This window comes from Nibrella saemangeumensis (genome assembly GCF_039541915.1).
GTDB classification, from domain to species: Bacteria; Bacteroidota; Bacteroidia; order Cytophagales; family Spirosomataceae; genus Nibrella; species Nibrella saemangeumensis.
The window spans coordinates 351,482-372,632 of sequence record NZ_BAABHD010000005.1; the positions used below are offsets into that span (position 1 = coordinate 351,482).

Sequence of the window (21,151 nt, forward strand, 5' to 3'; positions counted from 1 at the left end):
CAAAAAAGGAAATAACCAAATATGGGACCCTTATTTTCATATTTCACCATTACGCTATACCCCCTACCTCTCCTTAGATACTAACAGTAAGTTCTAACCTGCACAGATATAAATTTTTTTGGAAGGATCACTTTCGTCATTATCATCATTTATGTAGACAGTGACTCGTGGGAAGCAGAAAGTGAAAAATGACAAAAGTGACGAAAATGATGCATGTAAAAAACTTTTTTGTTGAAGTCAGTGTCGGACTATCTGACTTTTTTGTAATTCTACTACTACATGTATTCAGTATTTAGCTCCCCGACTAGAGTTATAACTACGTATTTAAAAGTCTTCTGCCCCAATCTACGGCTCGCCTGCTAATCGGTGTTTTGGCTCATAAACGCTGTATTCAACTGTTGCTTGACTTGGTGAATCATCTCCTCCCGGCTGTTGCCGGTAATATCTATTTCCACTGCCCGCAAGTTAAGAGCCTTTATGTTTAGCAGATCTGAACTTACCGTAAATCTGGCCGGTGGAGAAGGTACCTTTCCATAGGCACAGGGGTACAGCAGTAACACCTGATCAGTTGCTCGGCGTAGCGAATAGCTGACCATCTGGTACAGGTCCGTCTGGCTGATGCCTTGTTTAGCATCGTTTGAGCTTTGATCTCTTCGTTTGTATTTGGTGTCCACAATCATTTGTTTTCGGGTATTCCGTTGAGTCAGCAGCAGGTCGTTTCTGATTTGGAAAACCCGTTGATCCGTCAGCCAGTCCTTGGCCTGTGATTGGACGATAAACCTGTCGCTGAAGTGCATCTGGCTTACTCCGGCTATAAAGTCCTCAAAGACGTATTCCATTGGCAGAAGAAAACAGAAATGCCGTTGGTGTGCTTCTTGTCGGTTGAGGTAACTGTCCGCCAGAAAAAAACGGCACATATCCAGACAAATCTCATATTCAGCGTAAAAACGGCTCAGGTGAATCCTGTCACAATCACGGGCGTTTACCGGTACATCATCCACTTCATCAAGGGCAAACAGAATTTTCTCCAGCCAGCGGTAGGTATCAGGAAACCGGCATAATCCGCTTAACCGACGGGTAACATATTTGATGATCTGGTTTAACCGGTTGTTGTACAAAAACGGTTCGTGGTCGCAAACAAGCTGCTGCCAATAACCCCGACTTAGGCTTTCCCGAATGTATTCCTGTGTGTTTAGCCGACCCCGCAGGTAAGGAAGCACTTCGGTTGTTTCCTCATACTGATGGTAAGGCTGTGTTGTGACCAGCGAATAGGCATCACGAGCGAAGTAGCCAATTAACGCTTCCGGAAAGTCATCTACCCGCTCCGCATCACTCAGGAGATCAGTAAAGGGAAACCGGATGTTACGGCAATAATGAAGCCACCATAGCAGGTGCCGAAAAGCCTCATCAGCCTGATCTACGTTAAACAGCTTGGGCAGAATTTCAATGGTGATCCCTTCGTACCGGATAAAGCCAATGTATTTACCAGCTTTCAACCGGGGACCACATTCCTTTCCGGCATATTCAAATGTCACAAACGGCTGGTGCAAAGACTTAGCTTGGTCCTCTGGTCCTTCATTAAAAACAAAGCGACTTTGCCAAACTCCATTCAGATACTGTTGTAGCCCCGCCACATCGAAATCCGGTGGCAGGGGCTGACCAGCCGTTTGATGTTCAATCAATCTATAGCTCGTCATGGGTAACTTCCAGTTGGAAGGTGTACTCGTTCTTTCGGGTAGGAATACCTGATTCAGCTAATAAGGATGCCACCAGATCTGTCCTGCCGCTGAAGTACTCCATCAATAGGGGAATCACCCGATTCTGAAAGACTGATTTGAGCTGACCATTCTGCTTGCCGATGAAGTAAGCATGACCAATCAGGAAATCCGCCGACTGTTTATGCTTATGGATAGCTTCATTCAGCTTTTGCAGTAGAATTGCTACAGCTTGATCCATACCGGGTATATCGTACTGGGGATACTTGCCAATGAACTCAAACCGACGGCGAAGGGCAATATCCAGCAAGGCCAACGATTTATCGGCCGTATTCATGGTACCTATGATATAGAGATTGGGCGGCACTGCGAACTGTTCACCGGAAGGCAGTGTTAACCGAATCTCGTTTTCAGCTCCTAACCGTTTGTCTTCCTCCAGCAGCGTGATCAGTTCGCCAAACACGCGTGACATATTGGCGCGGTTTACTTCGTCAATAACCAGTACGTAGTTTTTAGGTAATACCGTACTCCGGCTACCATCAAGTTTTCCGCGTTCTTGTAACAGAGTTATGATTGGGCCATAGTAAGTTCGCATACCACCAGACTGCATCTCTACTGTACCCTCATACAGGTCTCTCAAAGTAGGAATTGTAAGCATATGTCCTTCATCCCCTCCGGATTTCTTAATACGAATCCTTTGACCCTCAATCCTTATCAGCGTATAGGAGATACCTGATGGCATAGGAATAGGTACAGGTTGATTATGATCGACAAGCGGTTGAATTAGTTCTTCCAGCACCTCTTCAAAAGGCCGTAAATTCAACATAGAGCTGTTTGACCCGCTGGCCTGAAAGTTCTGTCCAGCTCGTTTGGCAATCCGATAAAAAATACCCTCGTGCCGACTAAACCGAAGCCCCGAACCAGTATCATCCAGATCGGGTTTTATACCCACCACGAAATCTTCATACGTATAGTTCTGGTGGAAAGTGATGAACTCGATCTGATCGCCGAGTAGGACATCGAAACGGGTTTTGCTATCCTGATGACTTTTACCTCTTACGCCATCTACAATCTGAACAGCGAGATCAACAGTGCTGTATGTCTTGCCGGTACCCGGTGGGCCGTAAAGAATAATATTTTTGGGGTAAATCGGTGCGGGGGTCATTGGAGCGGTCTGTAGTTCGTCTATAACACCTTCTTCCACAAGACCCCGTTGCTTGAAGAGGGGGAGGTATTGTGGATACTTTTCAACGTATTGTTGAAGAATCTGAGGCCCAACGTTAGTATACGCGAACTTGTCTGGTGCAAATAACGTAGGCTGGTCCGGAAATAGATTGGATGTATATGTCCATGCTTGATCTGCTAACCATTCCACTGGTCTGATATGTGGGATCGGTTCGTTTGACCGAAATTGGTAATTATCCGTAAATACCCCAATAGCCGTAATTTCGTTACGGCCTCTGCTTGCAAACACCACATCACCATTCAAAGCATCTCTGAAATAAAGGGAATTCCGAAGGTTGGCGAATTTATTTTTGGAGTCGCCCAGATGAAGTTCCAGTTCTTTCAGTGAGTTAAACGGTTTAAGGGACCCCGGATAAGTATGGCTAATGGGGAAACCTATTATCGTTTTTGTTCCTGATTTTGGCAAAAACTCATTCAGAAGTTCCGAGTCATACTTCCAGTAATATCTGGATTTATATGGTATCTCCAGAGTAGATCTACCCTGTATCTTACCAGTACCATTTTCTGTAATATATGCCAGATTACGCTCAAGACTATTTTCCGAAATAAAGAAGGTATATTCCTCTCCATGCCTTCGAATAATCTCATCAATCACCGGCTTTTCATTGGAAAGAAAGTGCAGCAGGCTTTCCCGCCAATCCGGAAGATCATAATAATATTTGAACCGTTTTGGTCTAGACTCCGTAAATAAACGTGACCCCAGCTGCTGAATAATCTCTTCATAGACCGGCCAGCAGGCAGTTAAATCCGGGTCATCAAAGGCAATCGACAGGCAAACACGTTTGATCTGGTCTTGTTGCTTATTATACTCGAATTGTATACCAATGCTTCTGGTCTTTTTTCTACCGTTGTGAGGAGCATACATTCCTACGAAAATATAGCGATCCGAATCTCCCGTGAACAGGAATTCAGTTCTGGGACGCTCGCGGTGCTCTTTTTCCCGGAGAGCATAAGTTATGTTTTCATCGGGGTGTGCTTGTCGGTATTTCTCCAGAAAATCGAAAATCTGACGGTGGTAATCAGCAATAGGCATATTTCTATCAGGGAAAAGCAGTAAAGTACAAACAGAAGCTAGATTAAAGAAAATTGTTGATTAAGCGGTAATTCTTACCCGGAGCTTTTTGCTGCCTTAACTGACGTGTCCTAACTCCCGTGTCAGCAAAAGGTTAAAAATGAGTATCCTGCCCTGCTTCTGATTACTGTACAGCCAATGCTGGGGGTTGGCCAAATTTACAAGCACTCAGAACGGGCTTCAAAATTAGAACAGGAATAAACCAAATATGGAAACCTAATTTTGAATTGTAGGACTGATTAAAACTTATAGCATGTAGTACAGAAATAAAATGTTTTTCTGACAGTCATTTTTGTCACTTTCGTCATGGCTCAGTAGTTGACCACTAAAAGCAGTATGAGCATGGGGTTACCTGATGGTGTAAACCTGAGTGAGTTGAATAAAGCCAACGTATTGAATGACTCCGCTTGGCTAGTATCATAAAACTCCGTTTAAGAGTCGGCACATTGCGGTGCCGAAGCAACTTTGATTAGGATGAACATCAAAGTTTAATATGTTCATATGAGTTTTACAAATGAAGAAACAGCGTTAAGAGTATATCATTTACCTTGATTTACCATGATTTTTCTATGACATTTTTTTAAATCTCATTACAGCCGAACTAAGGTTTCTTGCTACTAACCTCCCTTCTACAGCGAGATCTTTAGTGTTCTGGATGTGAAATCCACCAAACGTTGCATGGTAATGCCTTGGATCTCCAAGTATATGCTGTAAAGGGTTTCTATATAATTCTCCCCACTTTAAAACCTCTCCAAGTAGGCCAAGTGAAGTATATTTTCCTCCGTCCCAGCCTTTTAGCCCAAAAGCTGCCTCTAAAGCTGTAGACTTTTCTTTGACTATAGCATTAATCTTCTTTCCTACTCCATACTTTTCGTCCAACTCTAGTTGTCTTAGCATGGAAGTTAACCTGTCCTCAATAATTCCATAGGCGATGAATGCAGCCTCAAAAAAGTATAGGTTTTCAATAGCCACATCAATTCTATTAAACAAATGTTTATACCATTCAGCCTTGTCCATATGTAAGTATTTTATAATGTATAAAAGTATAACGGTTAAAGCTTAAATAAGTTAAAGTGACTGCTTCTTATTTAATTTGTTAAATTTTATTATTAAATAGGAGAGCAGTAAAGCAAGTAAGCATTATGGCTCTGATACAGTCTAAGTAGGATTTGAAAATCAAAAAAGGAATAAACCAAATATGGGACCCGTAAATTATTATGTATGTTTTCACCTATATTCCCTGCCTTCATCTTACCCTCTTTTTAATAAGTTTGCCCTAGGCCCAAACTTAGGAAAGTATTCATTACCATTGGTGAGAACCTTCTTCTTGAGGAGCTAAAGTGGAGTCAAGCATCCACCTGAAAAAGTTTTTTAAAATGATCACTTTCGTCATCATTATCACTTCTCCAGAAAATGTAGGTAGAAAAGCAGAAAGAATGATGAAAGTGACGAAAGTGATGCTTGGGGAAAAGATTTTTTGCGGAGGTCATAGGGTAAAAAATAGCCTTGGCAAACCCATGCTGCGGAAATAGCTTTCTATCTACTGTAGGAATCAAAATCAAAAAAGGAATAAACCACTGATGGGCCCCTAATTCCCTTATAGCTGATCTTTTCATAACCCATACCGCCTCAAAATCAAATGATTAACCATCTAGACAGCCAATTCTAAAAGTCCAAAAGGGTATTAGGATGTGGGCAAGTCTGTTTTGCCTTGTTCTGCCGGGTCAAGCCTGCCCTTACCGCTTGCTCGAAACTATTGTTGCCTATTGATTATTTTTAATTACCTTTTCCTACTTTCAGGTCTGTGGTACCTTTCGGCTGGTAGCGGTCTTTAAGTGCAATAGTCATTGTAAGTTCAGCCAGCAATGCTTGATAAAGGACAGCCGCCACCGCTTCTTTGTTTGATAAGCCATTGCCTGACAACCCCGCGTTTTCTAATTAGGTTATCGAAGTATAAGTTATACGACCTAAAAGTTCAATGCCTTGCCGGTATTATACAAACACATGGAAGAAATACGACAAATCTTTCATTTATTTAGGAGTGATCCGCCACCACATGGCGTTGGTGCTAACAATAAACTAACTTTAAGAAATGACTGACACAATAATCGAAATACTTATTGACGAATCAGGAAGCATGGGTTACATGAAAGGCGACCCACAGCATGAAAACAAATACTTAGTTGATGGACTTACACGAATGACTTTAATCAAAAAAGTCATGGCTGATGAAATTATTCCGACTATTGATTACGCAACTCAAATAATTATTCGGACATTTAGAAACAACAGCAAAATAGTTGACGGAAAGAAAGTTGAAGCAATTTTCACTCCTATTATTTATCAAGGTAATTTTGACAAACAAAAAATTTTATCTGTAGTATCTTCTCTTCAAGACCCACCTTTCGGCGGAACTCCAATTACCGCAGCAATAAACGCAGCGATTTCTGATTTGATAAATTATCCGAATAGTGATAGAAAAATAATACTTCTGACTGACGGAGAAGAAAACGGAACTGGTGATTACAGATTAGCTGCAAAACAAGCATTAGAATTGGAAGGCATTCCATGTAAGATATTCATCGTCGGTATTGATCAAGACGGTGAATCAGAGAAAAAGTCTAAAGAAATTGCGACAGGAGGTTATTACAATATCAAGTCAAAATCATTTACAAATGGTGAGGTAAGAAAGGTTTTAGCACCGTTAAAAACAGTAGTTCTTCAAAACACTATTCAAAACATTCAAACAATTGAAAATAATTTTCAACTGGAACCACAACTGAAAAATAAGGAGAAACTCCAGTTACAAATTCAACCACAAAAGGTAGTTGAAACAGTTGAAGAAAAAATCAAAAACATAAAGCAAGAAAGTAAGAAGGGGGCAGTTTCACAACTTGATGAATTAGAAAATAAAATCAAAGAACAGATTTTAAATACCCAAAACCTTCTTTCCGAATTTTCATTATTAAAGGAGCGTTTGAGGGTTGACGCATTACTTGAAACTGGAATTAACTCAACTACTCTGACTATTGACACTGAATACAGTGAAAACATACGGCAACGCAGCGAATCATTTCTTTACAAAATGCTTTGCGACAAACATGGAGCAAGTAAAGTGAAATGGTTAAATCAAGCAGGAGAAAGCTTTAGTCATCATGACTTTGAACTTTGGGACGAGAATGGAAAATTAGTGCAATTGATAGAATGTAAAGGCACAGCGAAAGACAAACCTACTTTTTACCTAACATCTAACGAATGGAATCACTTTTTAGAACATAAGGATTTGTATCAGTTATACAGAATTTTTGATGTTGATGGAGAGATGAACGCTGTTTGTATTGACAACTTACTTGCTGCACTTTTGAACAAACGAGTTGTTCCATACCTTTTGAAAATAGAAGTTCTGAAAGAAGGTAGAGTATTTTTAACCTTGACAAATTAGCAATAGATTTACATTACTTTAAACGTCTTTTCAGAGAACCTGAATCTGAATAACTTCCGACAAGCAGCAGGGTAGCAGCGGATAACAAGGTATTGCTGAAAGCGGGGCTGACGTAATGCTATATGGCTGAAGCAAGTAATTCAAAAGTGGCAATGCTATTGAGTGGTATTGCCAAAACTCCCCGCCTTCAGCAATACCCTCTCCGTTAGCGGTAGTTCGAACAGCCTTATTTTAAAAGAGAAAAGACAAGTAAGCTTAAGCAATGGACAAAATTTTTTCATCAAAGCCGGGTAGGAGAAGGTTTCTATTTACAATCTCAATTTTAATTTTATTATTGCTCGTAATTCGATATGGTGTACTTCCAATAGAGGCAATTTCTAACGCAGCTAACGTAAATATTGAGTCATTCATTGATAAATTTATTACTTCAGTATTTACTGCCGTAATCGTTGGATATTTTTTATTTTGGATAATAGCTGACGAAAAGAAAAAGCAAATAGAGTTTACTGAATCAAGATCTGAAATAGAAAAATATTTATCAAATTCCAGAAAAACAACAGATAGCTGGTTATTTAACGGTGGTTTAGGGAGATATACTAAGTCAGATACAATTCCAAAGTTATCTGAACACGCGTTAAAAGAACGAAAAACTATATATATAAATATAATTGTCCTTCATCCATTTAACATATCTTTGCTTAATAAATATATAGATTTTAGACTAAGTGTTGAATCGCCTAATAAGCGAGCCAAATGGACTATATTGGAAGCGCAGTCGGAAATTTTAGCAACAATAATAACGGCATTGTACTATAAAAAGCATAACCAATTTCTAAATATTTCAATTAAGGTTAAAGACTTTTTCACTTTGTCACGAATGGATATATCAAATTCATTGGCGGTTATTACACGGGAAGACCCTACAATTCCTTCAATTATTTTGGAAAAAGATTCCTTTATGTACAAGCATTATTCCGAAGAATTTCAACAAGTAAGTAGGCAAAGTCAAAGTCTTGACTATACTTTTTCAAGTGTCGAAGCGCCAACTATACAAGAAATTCAAAAATGTCTAAGCTCAATGTTTCCACAAGACACAATATGCGCAGATTTATTAGATAATATTTTTAATAAATTCAAAACACCTGAAAACCCTTTTGCTTCATGGTAGGAAGCTTACTAGACCGTGTAAATCAAAATAAGTCGATGACAGAGGTTTTGAACGTTGTAAAGGATATTTTTGACTTGATAACTTATCATGATAAATGGATAAACGATTTCTTTTTGCATCCATTGGGTTTTTATTATTGCCGACTTTATCATAATGATGAACATCAAATACGGCTACATATTTGGGAGCCAAATTACCCAGTAAAACAAGACTTATACATTCATGATCATTTTTATGACTTATGTAGTTGGGTGCTTTGCGGAGAAATTAAAGACTTTTTATACGTAGTACAGTCCACAACTGATACAAGTGATTATTGTATGTTTACTACTTCCTACAGTATAGATAAAAATATTCGAATCTTAGCAAGGACTAACAATTTTTTATTAGTTAAAAAAAAAGAAGAAAGAATTATAAAAAAGAATGAAAAATACATTATTCCGAAAGATACATTCCACTCTAATACTGTTCTATTCGACGAGTCCAATTTAACTGTAACTTTTGTTTTTACATTTAATCATAAAGAAAACCATTCACCAAACGTAGTAGGGTCAAGTAAAAACGAACTTTATTATGAGAGTAACCCAATTATGATTTCTCCTGAAAAAGTGAAAGAATTAATTACGAAAGCTGAGTATAATATTTGGGGTAGAACAAACACTGAAATTAAATAGAATTGCCGCTTACATATGGTTGGCGTTATGGCGGATAACCCAACGCAGCATCAGCAATAGTAAACATTATAGATGAGAGCGCTATTCTGTAATATTCTCTACCCACTGAGCGGTTAAAGGGCTATTGTTACAGTAGTTATAGAATTACAGCCTAATTCACTCCTCTCTAATCAACGACTTACATTTTAAATTTTAGAATATAATTTACTCTAATCTTGACTTTAGCGTTATGCCGCCCATGCTAAGGCGCTCTGCCAAAGCCAGAACTGCTGGCGGGGCAACAACCGACGCTTAGCCTAGGACTATGAACGAACGCTCCGTTCGATCCAGATTTTCATTTGGATTGCTCACATCCGACGAAACATCAAACGAAACGTGTTTATCACTAACTCAAACAGCTTCTTAGCTGTGAGAAATGGGTTAGAGATGTGAGAGCGATATTGCACTTAACTCTGTAAACTCACTTTTTGGCACTTTAACAACGGTGCTGCTGCCCCCTGTCATACTTTTCCCTCCACCAGAGGGGACCCACGAGGCATACTGGGCAAGCCTTTCAAACGTAACAAACCACCACCTTACCAGCTTTCTCTGTGTGGTATTATTTATTTCACGAACAAAAAACAGAGAATGAAGATTACCTTTTTTTGCAGCATAAAAGGCAAGTTTCACAAATGGGCCAACATCTATACCAAAATATTTTCCTATTTTATCGTCTTCGGCCACCGTCTTTTCTTTTATCTCAATTGGATAAGTGTACTGCTGACCCCATAATATACCGTCTATGTCTGAAATTTCACTCATAAAGCGATTCTGAAATGTAACCCTTAAGTGCTCTTTAGTAAACTCCTCAGGTACATTACTATTAGGAATGAGGTTTGCATTTGTCTTATAGCGTAGAAAGTTATAGCGTCTTCCTCTGTGAGAAAATGTTTTTATTAAGCCTGTTAATGGGGTATATGGTATAGGATTGGGAATGCCTAACTGTTTTGCATGCCATATAACAGTTGATGGGTCTTCATTAATATGAATAGAAGGAACACAGAAATAGCTATGGACACCAATCTGATGCATTGTTGCGCAGATGGTATGCAGCGATATTGATGGCTCTTCAAGCACCCTGCCAACAGGAAAATCCACCATAGGTGTAATGGTTTGAGGAAACAGAACTATTGTCGAATGGCCAAAATCCCCTTCCCCTACATTTCGAAGTATCCAGCCTCCTTGTGAGATTCTGTCTCCGAAACCTAAGCCTTGAAGAGTCCGGCGAAGGTCTATCTCTGCTAACATACCATTTATTTTATTTTCATTAATGCTACTGATGCTTGAGGAGAGATAGGCTCTCATACATCCCAAACTGAGGCTTGGCATATTGGTCAGATCAGAAATTTAGTCTATTTAATAGTCCGGGTCACGTAAGCAACTTCCCAGTCATTCCGGTTACAACGGCGTTTACATTCTGTTCGCTTCAAGACCTCCACAAATGACGTATGACACCGGGTCCTCAAGGTTGATTATATGGTATACGGGAGCTTTGTTCATATTGTAAATATAACGCCAATCAGTATACTATATCTGAAACCATCTAACTTTACTGCAACCGGCTAATCTGCATTAGCTTACAATAAGGTTCGTTCATGGTTCTTCATTTGTTGCCTTAAAGAACTACTACTTATGGTGTTCGCCTTTTTTGAATTCTTCGGGTAAGGGTTTATATTCGCCAGCATACCCGCATTCACATGAACGTTGAGGCACCAACCGTTGTTAAATACTCCCAGCTACGCAGTGTACTGGGGTTAGATAATCCAAAAAGTAAATTGAAAGCTGGCATAGACAGCTTTACTCACTATATTCAGAACCTGAACACGCCTGCCGCTGACTACTACAGAGAAGATGCGCTCCGGTTCATCAGAGATAACCTCCCTGATTCTGAATACATTTCAGGTGATACAGTTATTGAATGGGATATACCGTTTCCCCCGGTAGAAGTACCCCGATTTAATTTTATTGATCTGTTTGCCGGAATTGGCGGGCTAAGGATGGCATTCCAGAGTCTTGGGGGTAAATGTGTGTTTACGTCGGAATGGAACTCCTCAGCCCAGCGGACCTACGAAGCAAATTTTGGGGAGCTCCCCTTTGGGGACATTACAAAAATAGACGCTGCTTCTATCCCAGACCACGATATTCTTCTAGCCGGGTTCCCATGCCAGCCTTTCTCTATAGCCGGAGTGTCAAAAAAGAATAGCTTAGGCCGGGAACATGGGTTCAAAGATGAAACACAGGGTACTCTGTTTTTCGACGTTGCCCGAATTATTGAGACAAAGCAACCAAAAGCTTTCATGCTGGAGAACGTGAAAAACCTCAAGTCTCACGATAAAGGGAATACATTCCGGGTTATTCAAGGTACCCTTCGGGAGTTGGGCTATAATGTATTTGCTGAGGTACTGAACGGGAAGCACTTCGTTCCTCAGCACCGGGAGCGGATTATTATAGTAGGCTTTCGGGAAGCAGACTTTGGTTTCATGGATTTCTTCGACTTTCCGGTTCTTCCCCCTCCTACCCATGCGATTGGTGAAATACTTGAAGAAGATCCTCCGGCAAAGTATACCCTTACGAATGGCCTGTGGGATTATCTACAGCAATATGCTCTCAAGCACCGGCAGAAGGGAAATGGATTCGGGTTCGGCATGACTCCGCTAAATGGTATTTCCCGTACCCTCAGCGCCCGTTACTATAAAGATGGGTCCGAAATATTAATACCTCAGGAGGGTTCTAATCCCCGTCGATTAACTCCCCGCGAGTGTGCCCGCCTGCAAGGCCTCCCTGAAAATTTTGTCATTCCTGTAGCTGATACTCAGGCCTATAAGCAGTTCGGTAATTCCGTTGTCATGCCACTGATGCGGGCGGTGGGTACTAAAATTATAGAATACTTTGTGTGAATCTGATTTTGCAAAACAGGTAGCTGTTATTAGACTACCATATAATTTTATACAATTTTGGCGCTCCGGGAAACTTCCGCTGACCCCTGTAGAATAATTGACAGTTATAACCTTTCTGATCCAAACCACCTCAGACGGATCCTGTCCAGAGACAAACATGCCCGTATAGAAGGCTTGGCAATTGAGTCTCTGTTCCATTCTGAGTTCATACACGGGCGATTTGAACAGTACACAACCGGCTATTGGTTTCATATTGATAACCGATCTGCTTCAGGTTTCTCCGTTAGCAAATTTCTTACTGATCCGAGTGACATACAGTCCTTCGACTATACAGTTCTGAGCAACTTCCTTAGAGCTGGTTTCAGGTGTTTTGTTATCTGGTTCAACCACAGTGTCCGCAAATACTATTATTCCGTATATGATGGTACGTCGATCGATTTTAGTCGTTCAGGAACAGAGTACCCTAGAAAATTAACCTCAGTCAGTATCCCTAAAATTACGGAACGAAATCCGCAAAGGCTGGAGCAGGCCTCTAGTTATCTGGAAAGCATGGGAATGTTGTACAGATCAACTATTGAACGCATGTTCGTAAACTGCTGGGCAGGTAATAATTCCTTATGGGATATTGATTGTTTTGTAACCTTTGAAGGTAGGCTTGTAGCTTTTGAGGTAAAACAGAAATATCCTACTCAAAATGGCACCTACGGGTTGAACACAGGTCTGGTAAAATTATTTTTAGCTCTGGAGAGGGCCGGTATACCAGTAATTCATATCATTCTGAAGAAGCCAGTCAATGACTACAAAATACCAGCTATAGACCTTATAACACTTCCGAAATACCGGGAAAAGTCCCAATGGATAGGAACACGGTACCAGAACGAAATATTGACACTTAGCGAAAGTAAGGCCCCAGCGCGTACCAGTATCAGCGGATCAGACGAACTATCGTTTTATGAAATTCCTGAAAACAGGTTTCACTTTCTAAAGATGCTGGGTGATAAAGAAAGCCTGCTTCCCCAATTCCTTAATGCTGTAGTTTGATATTTGGCAGATCAGATATAAAGATGTTAAACCAGCGAAGTACGAACTGTGAACTTAGAAAATCTTAGTAGGGTATACGCAGCTCACGGCTGTCAGAGGATTTATGTTAAAGTATTGGCGGAGAATGACAATTCAAAAAATCAGGTTTACCTCGGTGGAAGTTTTGAAATCTTAAATGTATTTCCTGCATCCGATATACAGGCGGAGTCTCCCGAAGATTGGACCCGTGAACGCTTCAAAGCCACAGTCAGGTTTGCATGGATTACAGAAACAGGTACTTTGGCCATTGCCCCAAACGCCCAGTTGATTCTGTATCCGAAATACCCAGAAGTCAGATTCTCAGGCTTTCTTCTTGGGTGCACACAAGCACCTTCCGATCTGATGAAGGGGACAGCACGAATTGCAGGAAGGCTTCTGTTTCTAGGGGTAACTACTGATGGAAGAGTTCTGGGTTACGTAACCTCCCCAGCTTCTGCTCTGGCCGCCGAATTCTCCCGATTAGTTACCGACACCTACGGAGTTTTCAGAGTTATACATCTGGCAGCTGATAATAATCGTAACCGCTTACTGCGTGAGCTGAAACGTATTCATGATCTTGGCTGGATCCGCTCAAGAAGGCTGGACTCAACAGGCACAGTTGTCCCTTGTGAATCATCCAACTGCGGTGGATACACTCTGGAAGCGGAACTGGGAATAACCCCGAACGGATACTCGGAACCGGATTTCTTAGGATGGGAGATAAAGCAATTCGGTGTAAAGAACCCGGATCGGTTCCGTAGTGAGGTCATTACGCTAATGACACCCGAACCAACAGGGGGAGTTTACGTAAGTCAGGGCCTTGAACATTTTCTCAGACAATATGGATACGCTGACAAAATGGGCAGGCCAGACCGTATTAATTTTGGCGGTATTCATGTATCAGGTATCCGTCATGCCACCACACAGTTACGTATGGAACTGATTGGCTTTGATAATTCAACAGGTAAGATCAGAAATACAAACGGATACATTGCACTGGTTGATCCTTCAGGTCATGAAGCTGCTACATGGTCATTCTCATCCATGCTGAAACACTGGACCCGCAAGCATAATCAAGCCTGTTATGTACCAGCTTTATCTGAGACGTCTCCTGTCAGACGATACAGTTATGGGTCTTCCGTTATTCTTGGCATTGGCACAGACTTTCAACTATTCCTTAGAGAAATGTCAAATGGTAATATTTACTACGATCCGGGAATAAAAATGGAAAATGCTTCCTCTGCTCGTCCCACAACCAAACGGAGAAGTCAGTTCAGGATTAAGTCAGGTAATCTGGTCAATCTTTACCGGATAAACGAAATTGCAGACTTAAACGCACTTTAGCAAATGGCCATAGCTCACTCATGATCGTTAAAATCCAGTGAGTCAGCAGATGGTGCCCTGAGGTAAAGCAATAGGTTTTTCAGACTCTTTTCGCGGAGAAGAGGGCGTAACTCGCATTCAAATATGGTAACTACATTCCATCCCGCATTCCGAAGTGATTGTGTGTTTTCCTGATCCTTACGGCGGCTGGTCATTATCTTGTTAGTCCACCATTCAGTACGGGTTTTCGGAATAATGAAATAGCGGCATCCTTCATGGCCATGCCAGAAACATCCATGTATGAAAATAACAGTCCGGTATTTAGGCATTACGATATCAGGTTTGCCCGGTAAATCTTTCACATGAATCCTGTACCGGAAGCCGTTTTTATGCAGGAACTGCCGGACAATCATTTCCGGCTTTGTATCTTTCCCCCGGATGCGGGACATATTAAAACTGCGCTGCTCAGGTGTATGTACATCAGCCATATTGTCAATAAGTTGGAATATGGCTCAAACTTTTGAGCTATAAAATATCCCTCTCATAAATAGCGTATATCCTCTCCCAATACACTCCTTTATATCTTAACGTACTTATTTCCTCTTCTATTGATTCTAGCTTAGTAACCACTTCAGGTCCGTACAGCTCCTCCAGATCAGCATCAGGATACTTTGTTACCAAGGCAATACTGTTATCCAATGTATATTTTACTTCCGCAAAAGCACGCGCTGACTTGAAAAGGAAAAGAAACTCGTTATGACCTGTTTCTGCTATAGCAGCCTGAAAACGATCAACTTCTACCCTATTGTAATTGTAGAAGATAGCTAATAAACTATCCCTGTCAATTGCAGACTCTAATTCGCTGATATAATAAATTAATTTAATAGTTGGGGGGAGTGCTTGTATAATATCACTCCGCCTGTCATAATAATCAAAAATCAGTTCATTAACCTGATTCCCTACTTCGGCAGCAATTTGTGAAGTAGGTATACCTTTTAAATCTAAATTCTTAAGTGCCTCCTGAGAATCTTCCATATCTGTGATGTGTCTGGCAGTTCGGGCCTGTCTTTACTAGGGCAAATTAATGTTTAAAACTCTCAATAGAGTACTCAATGGTATTGATTATTGTAAGTCTGCCACATTAGTACCTTTCATCAAAGTGCTCTTCGCCATCTATAATTGTGCGCCGTACCTGCCCTCTGAACTTAAGAGTGTCAAGCATCTGAGCCAACTCATACGCCGCCTGCCGACTGGTAGCATCAACAGTTATGTGTTCCTCTGCGTACCCCAGCACTTCACCAGTAACCGGATCTGGCCCAGCTTCACGTACAATTATTATTTTATAAGTCTTTATAAGTGGACCAGTCATCTGTTCTCCGTCTACTTTTGTATCTTTTGGTGACTCAGTTTGCACCAATCTGCATCCAATTTGAAGATAACCAAAATGACCAACAAAGGCAACCAACTTGGTTTATCCGTCTGAGCCGTACAGAATTCTTCTGGGACTAACCAAAATTACGAAGGACAAATGCCTATCATAAGTTCTTGAAATCAATTTTAACCTGCTGTAGTCAGCAAAATCAAAAAAGGACAAAACCAAAAAGGGGACCCAAAAATTCATATGTAGTTTTTACCCCTACCCCCTTTTCTAACTTTACCTGCATATGACCGTCTAAAAACCAGAAGGCTAGATCAAGATTCAGCAGTTCGAAGGTATATTTTGCGGCAAAGGTAAACGGCACAAAAAAGCCTGCCATCAAGCAACAGCAGGCTTTTGCATGTTAATCAAATAATCACATGCAGGATGTGATGTGCGCAAAGGTACTACTTATTCTCCTTATACACCCGGTCCCGAATCAGCCGGAGGTTGTTCAGCTCCGGAATGTCGCGTATGTCATCGGGCGGGATAATGCCCCGCTTTATCCAGTTGGACACCACATTGGTTGATTCCAGCTTGTGACGCTTTACATACTCCTTAATGGTTACCCACTTAGTCAGGTCAATTGTTTTCCCCTGACTCACTAAGTAGCTTCGGGCCTCCTCAATGAGCTGACGGGTCTCAGCCATCAGCCGCTGGTGTTCTTCGTTTATGTTATTCTCCTGATTCATGACTCGTTATATTTTAAATTATGAGACACCGTAGAGAGGGGCACAAGGCCCCTCTCCCCTTCTCTTTAGCTTGCTTCCAGTATTTCAAGGATGTCAAGTAGTTCGCTTAAGGCTTCGAGGGCTTCGTTGATTTGCTCCTCCGTGAGCTTACCATCGTTGATTCTCAAGTAATCTTTGATCTGCTTTACCTGCATGTTGATCTTGTTGATAAATCCTGCGTTCATGTTTGATATATTTGATTAACAGGATAAATATACAGATTGTTACGTTACGTAACAAATAATTGAAGAGAATTTTTATAAAATTTGAATTTTTTGCATAAAACTCAGCATCGATGTTAGTAAAGGCCTAATAATAAACAAACTATGAAATATTAATTGTAATTATTTTTAGGCAAAAGAAAAGCTTTCCGTTAAATAAAAACTTTTGAGCATATATGCCTAACGAATGTAAATTGATTGCCTTAAGAATATCAGTTTCACCTTAACCTGTGCTTTAATGAATTCACCTTTAGTCGTAGTTACCTCAACAAAAAGTGTTGGTGTAGCAATCCTTTTGACACTTCTGTTCGGTCCCATTGGATTATTTTACGCCACAATAACTGGAGGATTTCTAATGACCTTCTCTCCCCTCATTATAGGACCTATATTGTTTTTTAAAGCAAATCCCATTTTAACTATAACATGGTTTATCCTTCATTGGATAGTCTGCATAATTTGGGCAGTAAGTGGAGTAAAAAAGTACAATGCTAAAATGTTAATGTTGGCAACTCTTCAATCAGGCCCCTTGAGTGTAGCCTCAAATCTAGCTGATAATATTGTATCTGAAAGCAATGAAAATAATTATAAAACAGGAACCAGCGGAGAACAAAGCATTATACCTAAAACAAACTACACTACAGTTACTACACCAATATTGTTGTTTGTAATAGGGATTCTAATTATGGTAATAATTAAAAAGGGTTACTTCGACAATATTAATAAGCAGGTCAGTAATTATGAATGGAAAGTTACTGACAGAACAGAAGTATACTCCCGGCCAAATATAAATTCTCAAGTTATCAGGATAGCAGAAAAAGATAAAGGTTTTAATTCCATACGTGAAACAAAATATTTTATTGAAGTTAAACTTGATGAAAATGAACAAAACGGCCAAACAGGTTTTATCAGAAAAACCTTTTTAAATAAAACCCAAACAGGAGAGTAAAGCTTTAGCAATAAAAAATTTAATGAATAATAACCAAAATTAATTTTTTATGGATATAGCTAAAAACATGCTTGCCCCTATCTGTTTACTGTTGGGTTTACTTTTTGGTTACTTGTTTATGTTTGAAAGCTCTAAAATATACAAAGCTAAAAGCAGAATACTTAATGTTATCAATAAGGGAAAGAATTACGATCAACTGCTGTCAAGAAAGTGGATTAGTACAGAAGAGACTTCTAAAACTATAATAAACCGGGTTAAAGACCACTATGATTTAAATATAGGTTTACTTGTTACTCAATTAGTTACTGCAATGGATAAGAGTCGGTCTGGACTACCAGACTTACTAATTCTTGATTTTATCGGGACAGGGGGGACAGGTAAATTTAACCTTATTTATAAACTTCCCTTAGCACAAGGTAATTGGCAAATTACAGAAGATAAAGAATTCTTGATTTTTAAATTTGACAATACAGCAGAAGACAGGCTCCATATCGAGGAACTAACTGAGGACAGCCTTATTCTCTCTTACTTTGCTGATGGAGTAAAGGTCGTTGAAAAGTATGTCCCCTATACACCATCTAGTAATATTCAGGATAAAACAGAAGACATTAATGAAAATTCAAGTGAGTACCCTCTTGAGTTAAAAAACCCAAACATTGTTTATGAAGATAGCTCAGACGTAAAATCATATCCAATTGACGAGTCTGTAATTACAACTGAGGAAAAGACTTGGAAAGTTGTAGCCGATAGAGCGTATTTTCATAACCGTCCAAATGAGGCAAGTATACGAAATGCCTACATGGTAAAAGGTGAAGTAGCTACAAGTATATCAGAGTCAGACAATTTTGTATATATAGTTTTTATCAACAAAAAGAATAAGCAAAGTGAAGGATATATAAGAAAAATAAACCTTACACAGGTTGTCAGTGAGTTAAACAGAGTAGACTCTACAAATATAGAATAGATGTAAAGCTTCTTCTTTCACATGAAGGGTAGGAAATGCCTATGAACTGTGTAAGCTGGAGTTTCAGCCTTTACATTTGCAGTTTCTAGTATCACAGCAAACTTCTTAAACTCACAGAAAAAGTTTTTCCAATCATCTTTTTCATCATTTATCTAAATAATAGCGCAAGAAAGCCTAATTGAAAAATGATGAAAGTGCCGAAAATGACGCTTGGAAAAACATTTTTGTTGAAGCCTGTGTCGGACAGGTAAATCATTGTGGAACTTTGGTTTTATTACCTAATATTAGGAAACATTCTGGTGAATATGAGGGTACAGTTTAAACTGCTGGAAGGTTGACTAAACCATCTGTAATAATTTTAATAAAAAGTTTAGCCTTTAATACAAAAAACGCAGCATTTTATAAATTGTTGGTTACAGCAAACAAGTTGATATATGAAGCTTTTAAATTGGAACATCAGACATGGAGGTAGAAAGCATTTAACTTCAATATGTAGTGCAATTTCAAAGCACAACCCCGATATAGCCGTTATAACCGAATTTAGATATAATAGTAGTGGAGAGTATATTTTACAAAATTTATGCAATTTAGGCTTGACGTACCAAAGTTTTAACCGAAGCATTATGAAAAGCCATAATGGCGTACTTATAGCAAGTCGCCAAGGAGAAGTTGTTAGTTCAGTTAAGATACCGGAAGGCCTACATCAGCATGTTACTGCAATTAGCATTGGTGATGTTACTGTTGTAGGCACATTCTGCGCTACCAAAACTTTATCTAATTTATTTTTTGAATTTCTTGTTGACCTCGTTAACGACTCAGATAGCCACTCAATTTTGGCAACCGGAGACTTCAACTGCGGTGCAACAGGCAGAGTCCCACAATACTGTTCCAAGAGAATGCAAAAGGCGTATAAAGCTGGTTGGATTGATATTTGGAAACGTGACAATAAAGAAGAGGTATGGTCTTTCAGACAAGGAAAAGGCAGGTCACGTCCTGACCACATATATACGACCCAACCTCTAGCCTCTTGTGTCAAAAATGTATGGTACTCTTTTGAGGAGTTAGATAGAAACTTCTCCGACCATGCCCCTATGCTCGCAGAGATAGATATTTACCTTTGATTGCCTATTAGCCTTTTGTAGCCTACTCCATCACTCCCGTGAATTATCTAAGTATTGAAGCTGAAAGACTGCCTGACCGCATCAGGTCCGCAGTATCACTCGCATGGTCACTATTTGCCAAGAAAGTAGGTGGTCGTTTAATCAGCATCAACAAAGAAGCTTCCATGCAACTCCAGTACGCCTATATCCTTCAGCAGATACTGTCACTGATTGTATTTGATGAGAAAGAGGCTGTAACGCTTGAATTGGAAGAAAGTCGCTTGGTTGATGGCTCTTTGTGTGAAATTGACATTCTTGTAACAGGTCAGTACAGCGACCTATTGTACCCTATAGCAATCGAACTTAAATGTTATAAAACTTACTCTACAACTGGTGGGAAACGTGGGGCAACCGATATATTCAGAAAAGATGTGTATGAAGACTTTGCCATTTTAGAACGATACATCGAAAGTAATCAGACTAAAGCTGGCATTTCATTAATAATGACGGATATGGAAAGCCTGATTTATCCAAAAAGTAAGAAAGGTAAATGTTGGGACTATGATATATCTGATGGAACAATTATTTATCCCGGTCGTCTGATGACACCTATTGGCGGTAAGCCAGTCGAAATTGAACTTAAGAAACAATATACACTAAAATGGTTACAATATGGCTCATTCTGGTTTGCTGAAATCGAGGGTAATGCTTTTTCTTTTGGGCAGTGATGAATTAACTTGAGTTCGTCAAAATGAACAATTACCTTTCCATTCATTTGCAGGTTCATCTTAACCAATCTACTCCATGCGGGTCGAGAGTCTGCCGCTAGTGGAGCGATAGTAGCTGTTCTGCCGATTTGGCTTCTATGCTGCTGGTCGAGGTGTTACTCCAAGTAGTATAACGAACCCCAATATTTGTTACGGCCTAGTGAGACATAAGTAGTGCAAATAAATACAAGAAGTACGACAAAGCTTTTATGTATTAAAGTGTTAGCAGCCATATTATTATGACAATACCAGAAAGCATTAAAGAATTTGTTAGACAAGTGTTCAGAGATTATAACTTGAAAATATAAAACTTTCTAAACACCCAATGACATGGGAAACTTCATTGGACTTTACGTTTATCGAACATCTAT

General features: G+C 39.8%; 20 protein-coding genes. 11 read left to right on the plus strand and 9 right to left on the minus strand.

Going from position 1 to position 21,151, the window contains the following annotated elements:
• Nucleotides 1–359: 359 nt before the first annotated feature.
• The 3 genes from ABD949_RS03420 to ABD949_RS03430 form a co-directional block, all read right to left on the minus strand.
• Entirely contained in the window at nt 360–1,697 is a 1,338-nt protein-coding gene (locus ABD949_RS03420) for an McrC family protein (protein ID WP_345240566.1), read from the minus strand.
• A complete protein-coding gene (locus tag ABD949_RS03425; RefSeq protein WP_345240568.1) occupies nt 1,684–3,993 on the minus strand; it encodes an McrB family protein in 2,310 nt (769 codons plus the stop codon). The genes ABD949_RS03420 and ABD949_RS03425 overlap by 14 nt, the downstream gene beginning before the upstream one ends.
• 606 nt (nt 3,994–4,599) lie before the next feature.
• Nucleotides 4,600–5,049: a hypothetical protein gene (locus ABD949_RS03430; RefSeq protein WP_345240570.1), complete on the minus strand. Its 450-nt coding sequence runs from the start codon at nt 5,047–5,049 to the stop codon at nt 4,600–4,602.
• Nucleotides 5,050–5,408: 359 nt separating this feature from the next.
• On the opposite strand from ABD949_RS03430, the gene ABD949_RS03435 reads away from it, so the two are divergent.
• The 4 genes from ABD949_RS03435 to ABD949_RS03450 all read left to right on the plus strand — a co-directional run bounded on the left by ABD949_RS03435 (nt 5,409) and on the right by ABD949_RS03450 (nt 9,316).
• Nucleotides 5,409–5,564: a hypothetical protein gene (locus ABD949_RS03435; RefSeq protein WP_345240572.1), complete on the plus strand. Its 156-nt coding sequence runs from the start codon at nt 5,409–5,411 to the stop codon at nt 5,562–5,564.
• A 560-nt stretch (nt 5,565–6,124) separates the two neighbouring features.
• On the plus strand, nt 6,125–7,474 hold the full coding sequence (locus ABD949_RS03440; protein ID WP_345240574.1) for a protein NO VEIN domain-containing protein: 1,350 nt from the start codon (nt 6,125–6,127) through the stop codon (nt 7,472–7,474).
• Nucleotides 7,475–7,736: 262 nt separating this feature from the next.
• Nucleotides 7,737–8,642 carry a hypothetical protein gene (locus tag ABD949_RS03445; protein ID WP_345240576.1) on the plus strand — a complete coding sequence of 302 codons (906 nt, stop codon included), beginning with the start codon at nt 7,737–7,739 and terminating at the stop codon, nt 8,640–8,642.
• Nucleotides 8,636–9,316, plus strand: a complete 681-nt coding sequence (locus ABD949_RS03450; RefSeq protein ID WP_345240578.1) for a hypothetical protein — start codon at nt 8,636–8,638, stop codon at nt 9,314–9,316. Before ABD949_RS03445 ends, ABD949_RS03450 begins: the two co-directional genes overlap by 7 nt.
• Before the next feature lie 420 nt (nt 9,317–9,736).
• On the opposite strand, the gene ABD949_RS03455 is transcribed toward ABD949_RS03450, so the two are convergent.
• Nucleotides 9,737–10,660 carry a hypothetical protein gene (locus ABD949_RS03455; RefSeq protein WP_345240580.1) on the minus strand — a complete coding sequence of 308 codons (924 nt, stop codon included), beginning with the start codon at nt 10,658–10,660 and terminating at the stop codon, nt 9,737–9,739.
• Between the two features lie 392 nt (nt 10,661–11,052).
• Between ABD949_RS03455 and dcm the strand changes: the two genes are divergently transcribed.
• From dcm to ABD949_RS03470, 3 genes are all read left to right on the plus strand, one after another.
• Nucleotides 11,053–12,252, plus strand: coding sequence for a DNA (cytosine-5-)-methyltransferase (gene dcm / locus ABD949_RS03460; protein WP_345240583.1), 1,200 nt, complete (start codon nt 11,053–11,055; stop codon nt 12,250–12,252).
• A gap of 582 nt (nt 12,253–12,834) precedes the next feature.
• Nucleotides 12,835–13,293 (plus strand): hypothetical protein, encoded by a 459-nt coding sequence (locus tag ABD949_RS03465; protein WP_345240585.1) that lies wholly within the window; start codon nt 12,835–12,837, stop codon nt 13,291–13,293.
• Between the two features lie 48 nt (nt 13,294–13,341).
• Nucleotides 13,342–14,655, plus strand: a complete 1,314-nt coding sequence (locus ABD949_RS03470; protein ID WP_345240587.1) for an MvaI/BcnI family restriction endonuclease — start codon at nt 13,342–13,344, stop codon at nt 14,653–14,655.
• Between the two features lie 14 nt (nt 14,656–14,669).
• On the opposite strand, the gene ABD949_RS03475 is transcribed toward ABD949_RS03470, so the two are convergent.
• The 5 genes from ABD949_RS03475 to ABD949_RS03495 form a co-directional block, all read right to left on the minus strand.
• On the minus strand, nt 14,670–15,122 hold the full coding sequence (locus tag ABD949_RS03475) for a very short patch repair endonuclease (protein WP_345240590.1): 453 nt from the start codon (nt 15,120–15,122) through the stop codon (nt 14,670–14,672).
• 37 nt (nt 15,123–15,159) lie between these two features.
• Nucleotides 15,160–15,669, minus strand: a complete 510-nt coding sequence (locus ABD949_RS03480; protein WP_345240592.1) for a hypothetical protein — start codon at nt 15,667–15,669, stop codon at nt 15,160–15,162.
• 106 nt (nt 15,670–15,775) lie between these two features.
• The gene (locus ABD949_RS03485; RefSeq protein WP_345240593.1) at nt 15,776–16,099 is read right to left on the minus strand and encodes a hypothetical protein; all 324 of its coding nucleotides are present in this window, start codon (nt 16,097–16,099) and stop codon (nt 15,776–15,778) included.
• A gap of 359 nt (nt 16,100–16,458) precedes the next feature.
• Nucleotides 16,459–16,743 carry a hypothetical protein gene (locus tag ABD949_RS03490; protein WP_345240594.1) on the minus strand — a complete coding sequence of 95 codons (285 nt, stop codon included), beginning with the start codon at nt 16,741–16,743 and terminating at the stop codon, nt 16,459–16,461.
• Nucleotides 16,744–16,808: 65 nt separating this feature from the next.
• Nucleotides 16,809–16,967 carry a hypothetical protein gene (locus tag ABD949_RS03495; RefSeq protein WP_345240595.1) on the minus strand — a complete coding sequence of 53 codons (159 nt, stop codon included), beginning with the start codon at nt 16,965–16,967 and terminating at the stop codon, nt 16,809–16,811.
• A 274-nt stretch (nt 16,968–17,241) separates the two neighbouring features.
• On the opposite strand from ABD949_RS03495, the gene ABD949_RS03500 reads away from it, so the two are divergent.
• The 4 genes from ABD949_RS03500 (at nt 17,242) to ABD949_RS03515 (ending at nt 20,741) form a co-directional block, all read left to right on the plus strand.
• Nucleotides 17,242–17,949 (plus strand): hypothetical protein, encoded by a 708-nt coding sequence (locus tag ABD949_RS03500; protein ID WP_345240597.1) that lies wholly within the window; start codon nt 17,242–17,244, stop codon nt 17,947–17,949.
• 49 nt (nt 17,950–17,998) lie between these two features.
• A complete protein-coding gene (locus tag ABD949_RS03505; RefSeq protein ID WP_345240599.1) occupies nt 17,999–18,913 on the plus strand; it encodes a hypothetical protein in 915 nt (304 codons plus the stop codon).
• Between the two features lie 434 nt (nt 18,914–19,347).
• A complete protein-coding gene (locus tag ABD949_RS03510; protein ID WP_345240601.1) occupies nt 19,348–20,034 on the plus strand; it encodes an endonuclease/exonuclease/phosphatase family protein in 687 nt (228 codons plus the stop codon).
• Between the two features lie 38 nt (nt 20,035–20,072).
• Nucleotides 20,073–20,741, plus strand: coding sequence for a hypothetical protein (locus ABD949_RS03515; protein WP_345240603.1), 669 nt, complete (start codon nt 20,073–20,075; stop codon nt 20,739–20,741).
• Nucleotides 20,742–21,151: the final 410 nt, after the last annotated feature.

Bases quoted from the DNA above. Each gene is read 5' to 3' on its own strand.
- ABD949_RS03420 (WP_345240566.1), bottom strand. From the start codon at position 1,697: ATGACGAGCTATAGATTGATTGAACATCAAACGGCTGGTCAGCCCCTG.
- ABD949_RS03425 (WP_345240568.1), bottom strand. From the start codon at position 3,993: ATGCCTATTGCTGATTACCACCGTCAGATTTTCGATTTTCTGGAGAAA.
- ABD949_RS03430 (WP_345240570.1), bottom strand. From the start codon at position 5,049: ATGGACAAGGCTGAATGGTATAAACATTTGTTTAATAGAATTGATGTG.
- ABD949_RS03435 (WP_345240572.1), top strand. From the start codon at position 5,409: ATGATCACTTTCGTCATCATTATCACTTCTCCAGAAAATGTAGGTAGA.
- ABD949_RS03440 (WP_345240574.1), top strand. From the start codon at position 6,125: ATGACTGACACAATAATCGAAATACTTATTGACGAATCAGGAAGCATG.
- ABD949_RS03445 (WP_345240576.1), top strand. From the start codon at position 7,737: ATGGACAAAATTTTTTCATCAAAGCCGGGTAGGAGAAGGTTTCTATTT.
- ABD949_RS03450 (WP_345240578.1), top strand. From the start codon at position 8,636: ATGGTAGGAAGCTTACTAGACCGTGTAAATCAAAATAAGTCGATGACA.
- ABD949_RS03455 (WP_345240580.1), bottom strand. From the start codon at position 10,660: ATGAGAGCCTATCTCTCCTCAAGCATCAGTAGCATTAATGAAAATAAA.
- dcm (WP_345240583.1), top strand. From the start codon at position 11,053: ATGAACGTTGAGGCACCAACCGTTGTTAAATACTCCCAGCTACGCAGT.
- ABD949_RS03465 (WP_345240585.1), top strand. From the start codon at position 12,835: ATGTTCGTAAACTGCTGGGCAGGTAATAATTCCTTATGGGATATTGAT.
- ABD949_RS03475 (WP_345240590.1), bottom strand. From the start codon at position 15,122: ATGGCTGATGTACATACACCTGAGCAGCGCAGTTTTAATATGTCCCGC.
- ABD949_RS03480 (WP_345240592.1), bottom strand. From the start codon at position 15,669: ATGGAAGATTCTCAGGAGGCACTTAAGAATTTAGATTTAAAAGGTATA.
- ABD949_RS03490 (WP_345240594.1), bottom strand. From the start codon at position 16,743: ATGAATCAGGAGAATAACATAAACGAAGAACACCAGCGGCTGATGGCT.
- ABD949_RS03495 (WP_345240595.1), bottom strand. From the start codon at position 16,967: ATGAACGCAGGATTTATCAACAAGATCAACATGCAGGTAAAGCAGATC.
- ABD949_RS03500 (WP_345240597.1), top strand. From the start codon at position 17,242: ATGAATTCACCTTTAGTCGTAGTTACCTCAACAAAAAGTGTTGGTGTA.
- ABD949_RS03505 (WP_345240599.1), top strand. From the start codon at position 17,999: ATGGATATAGCTAAAAACATGCTTGCCCCTATCTGTTTACTGTTGGGT.
- ABD949_RS03510 (WP_345240601.1), top strand. From the start codon at position 19,348: ATGAAGCTTTTAAATTGGAACATCAGACATGGAGGTAGAAAGCATTTA.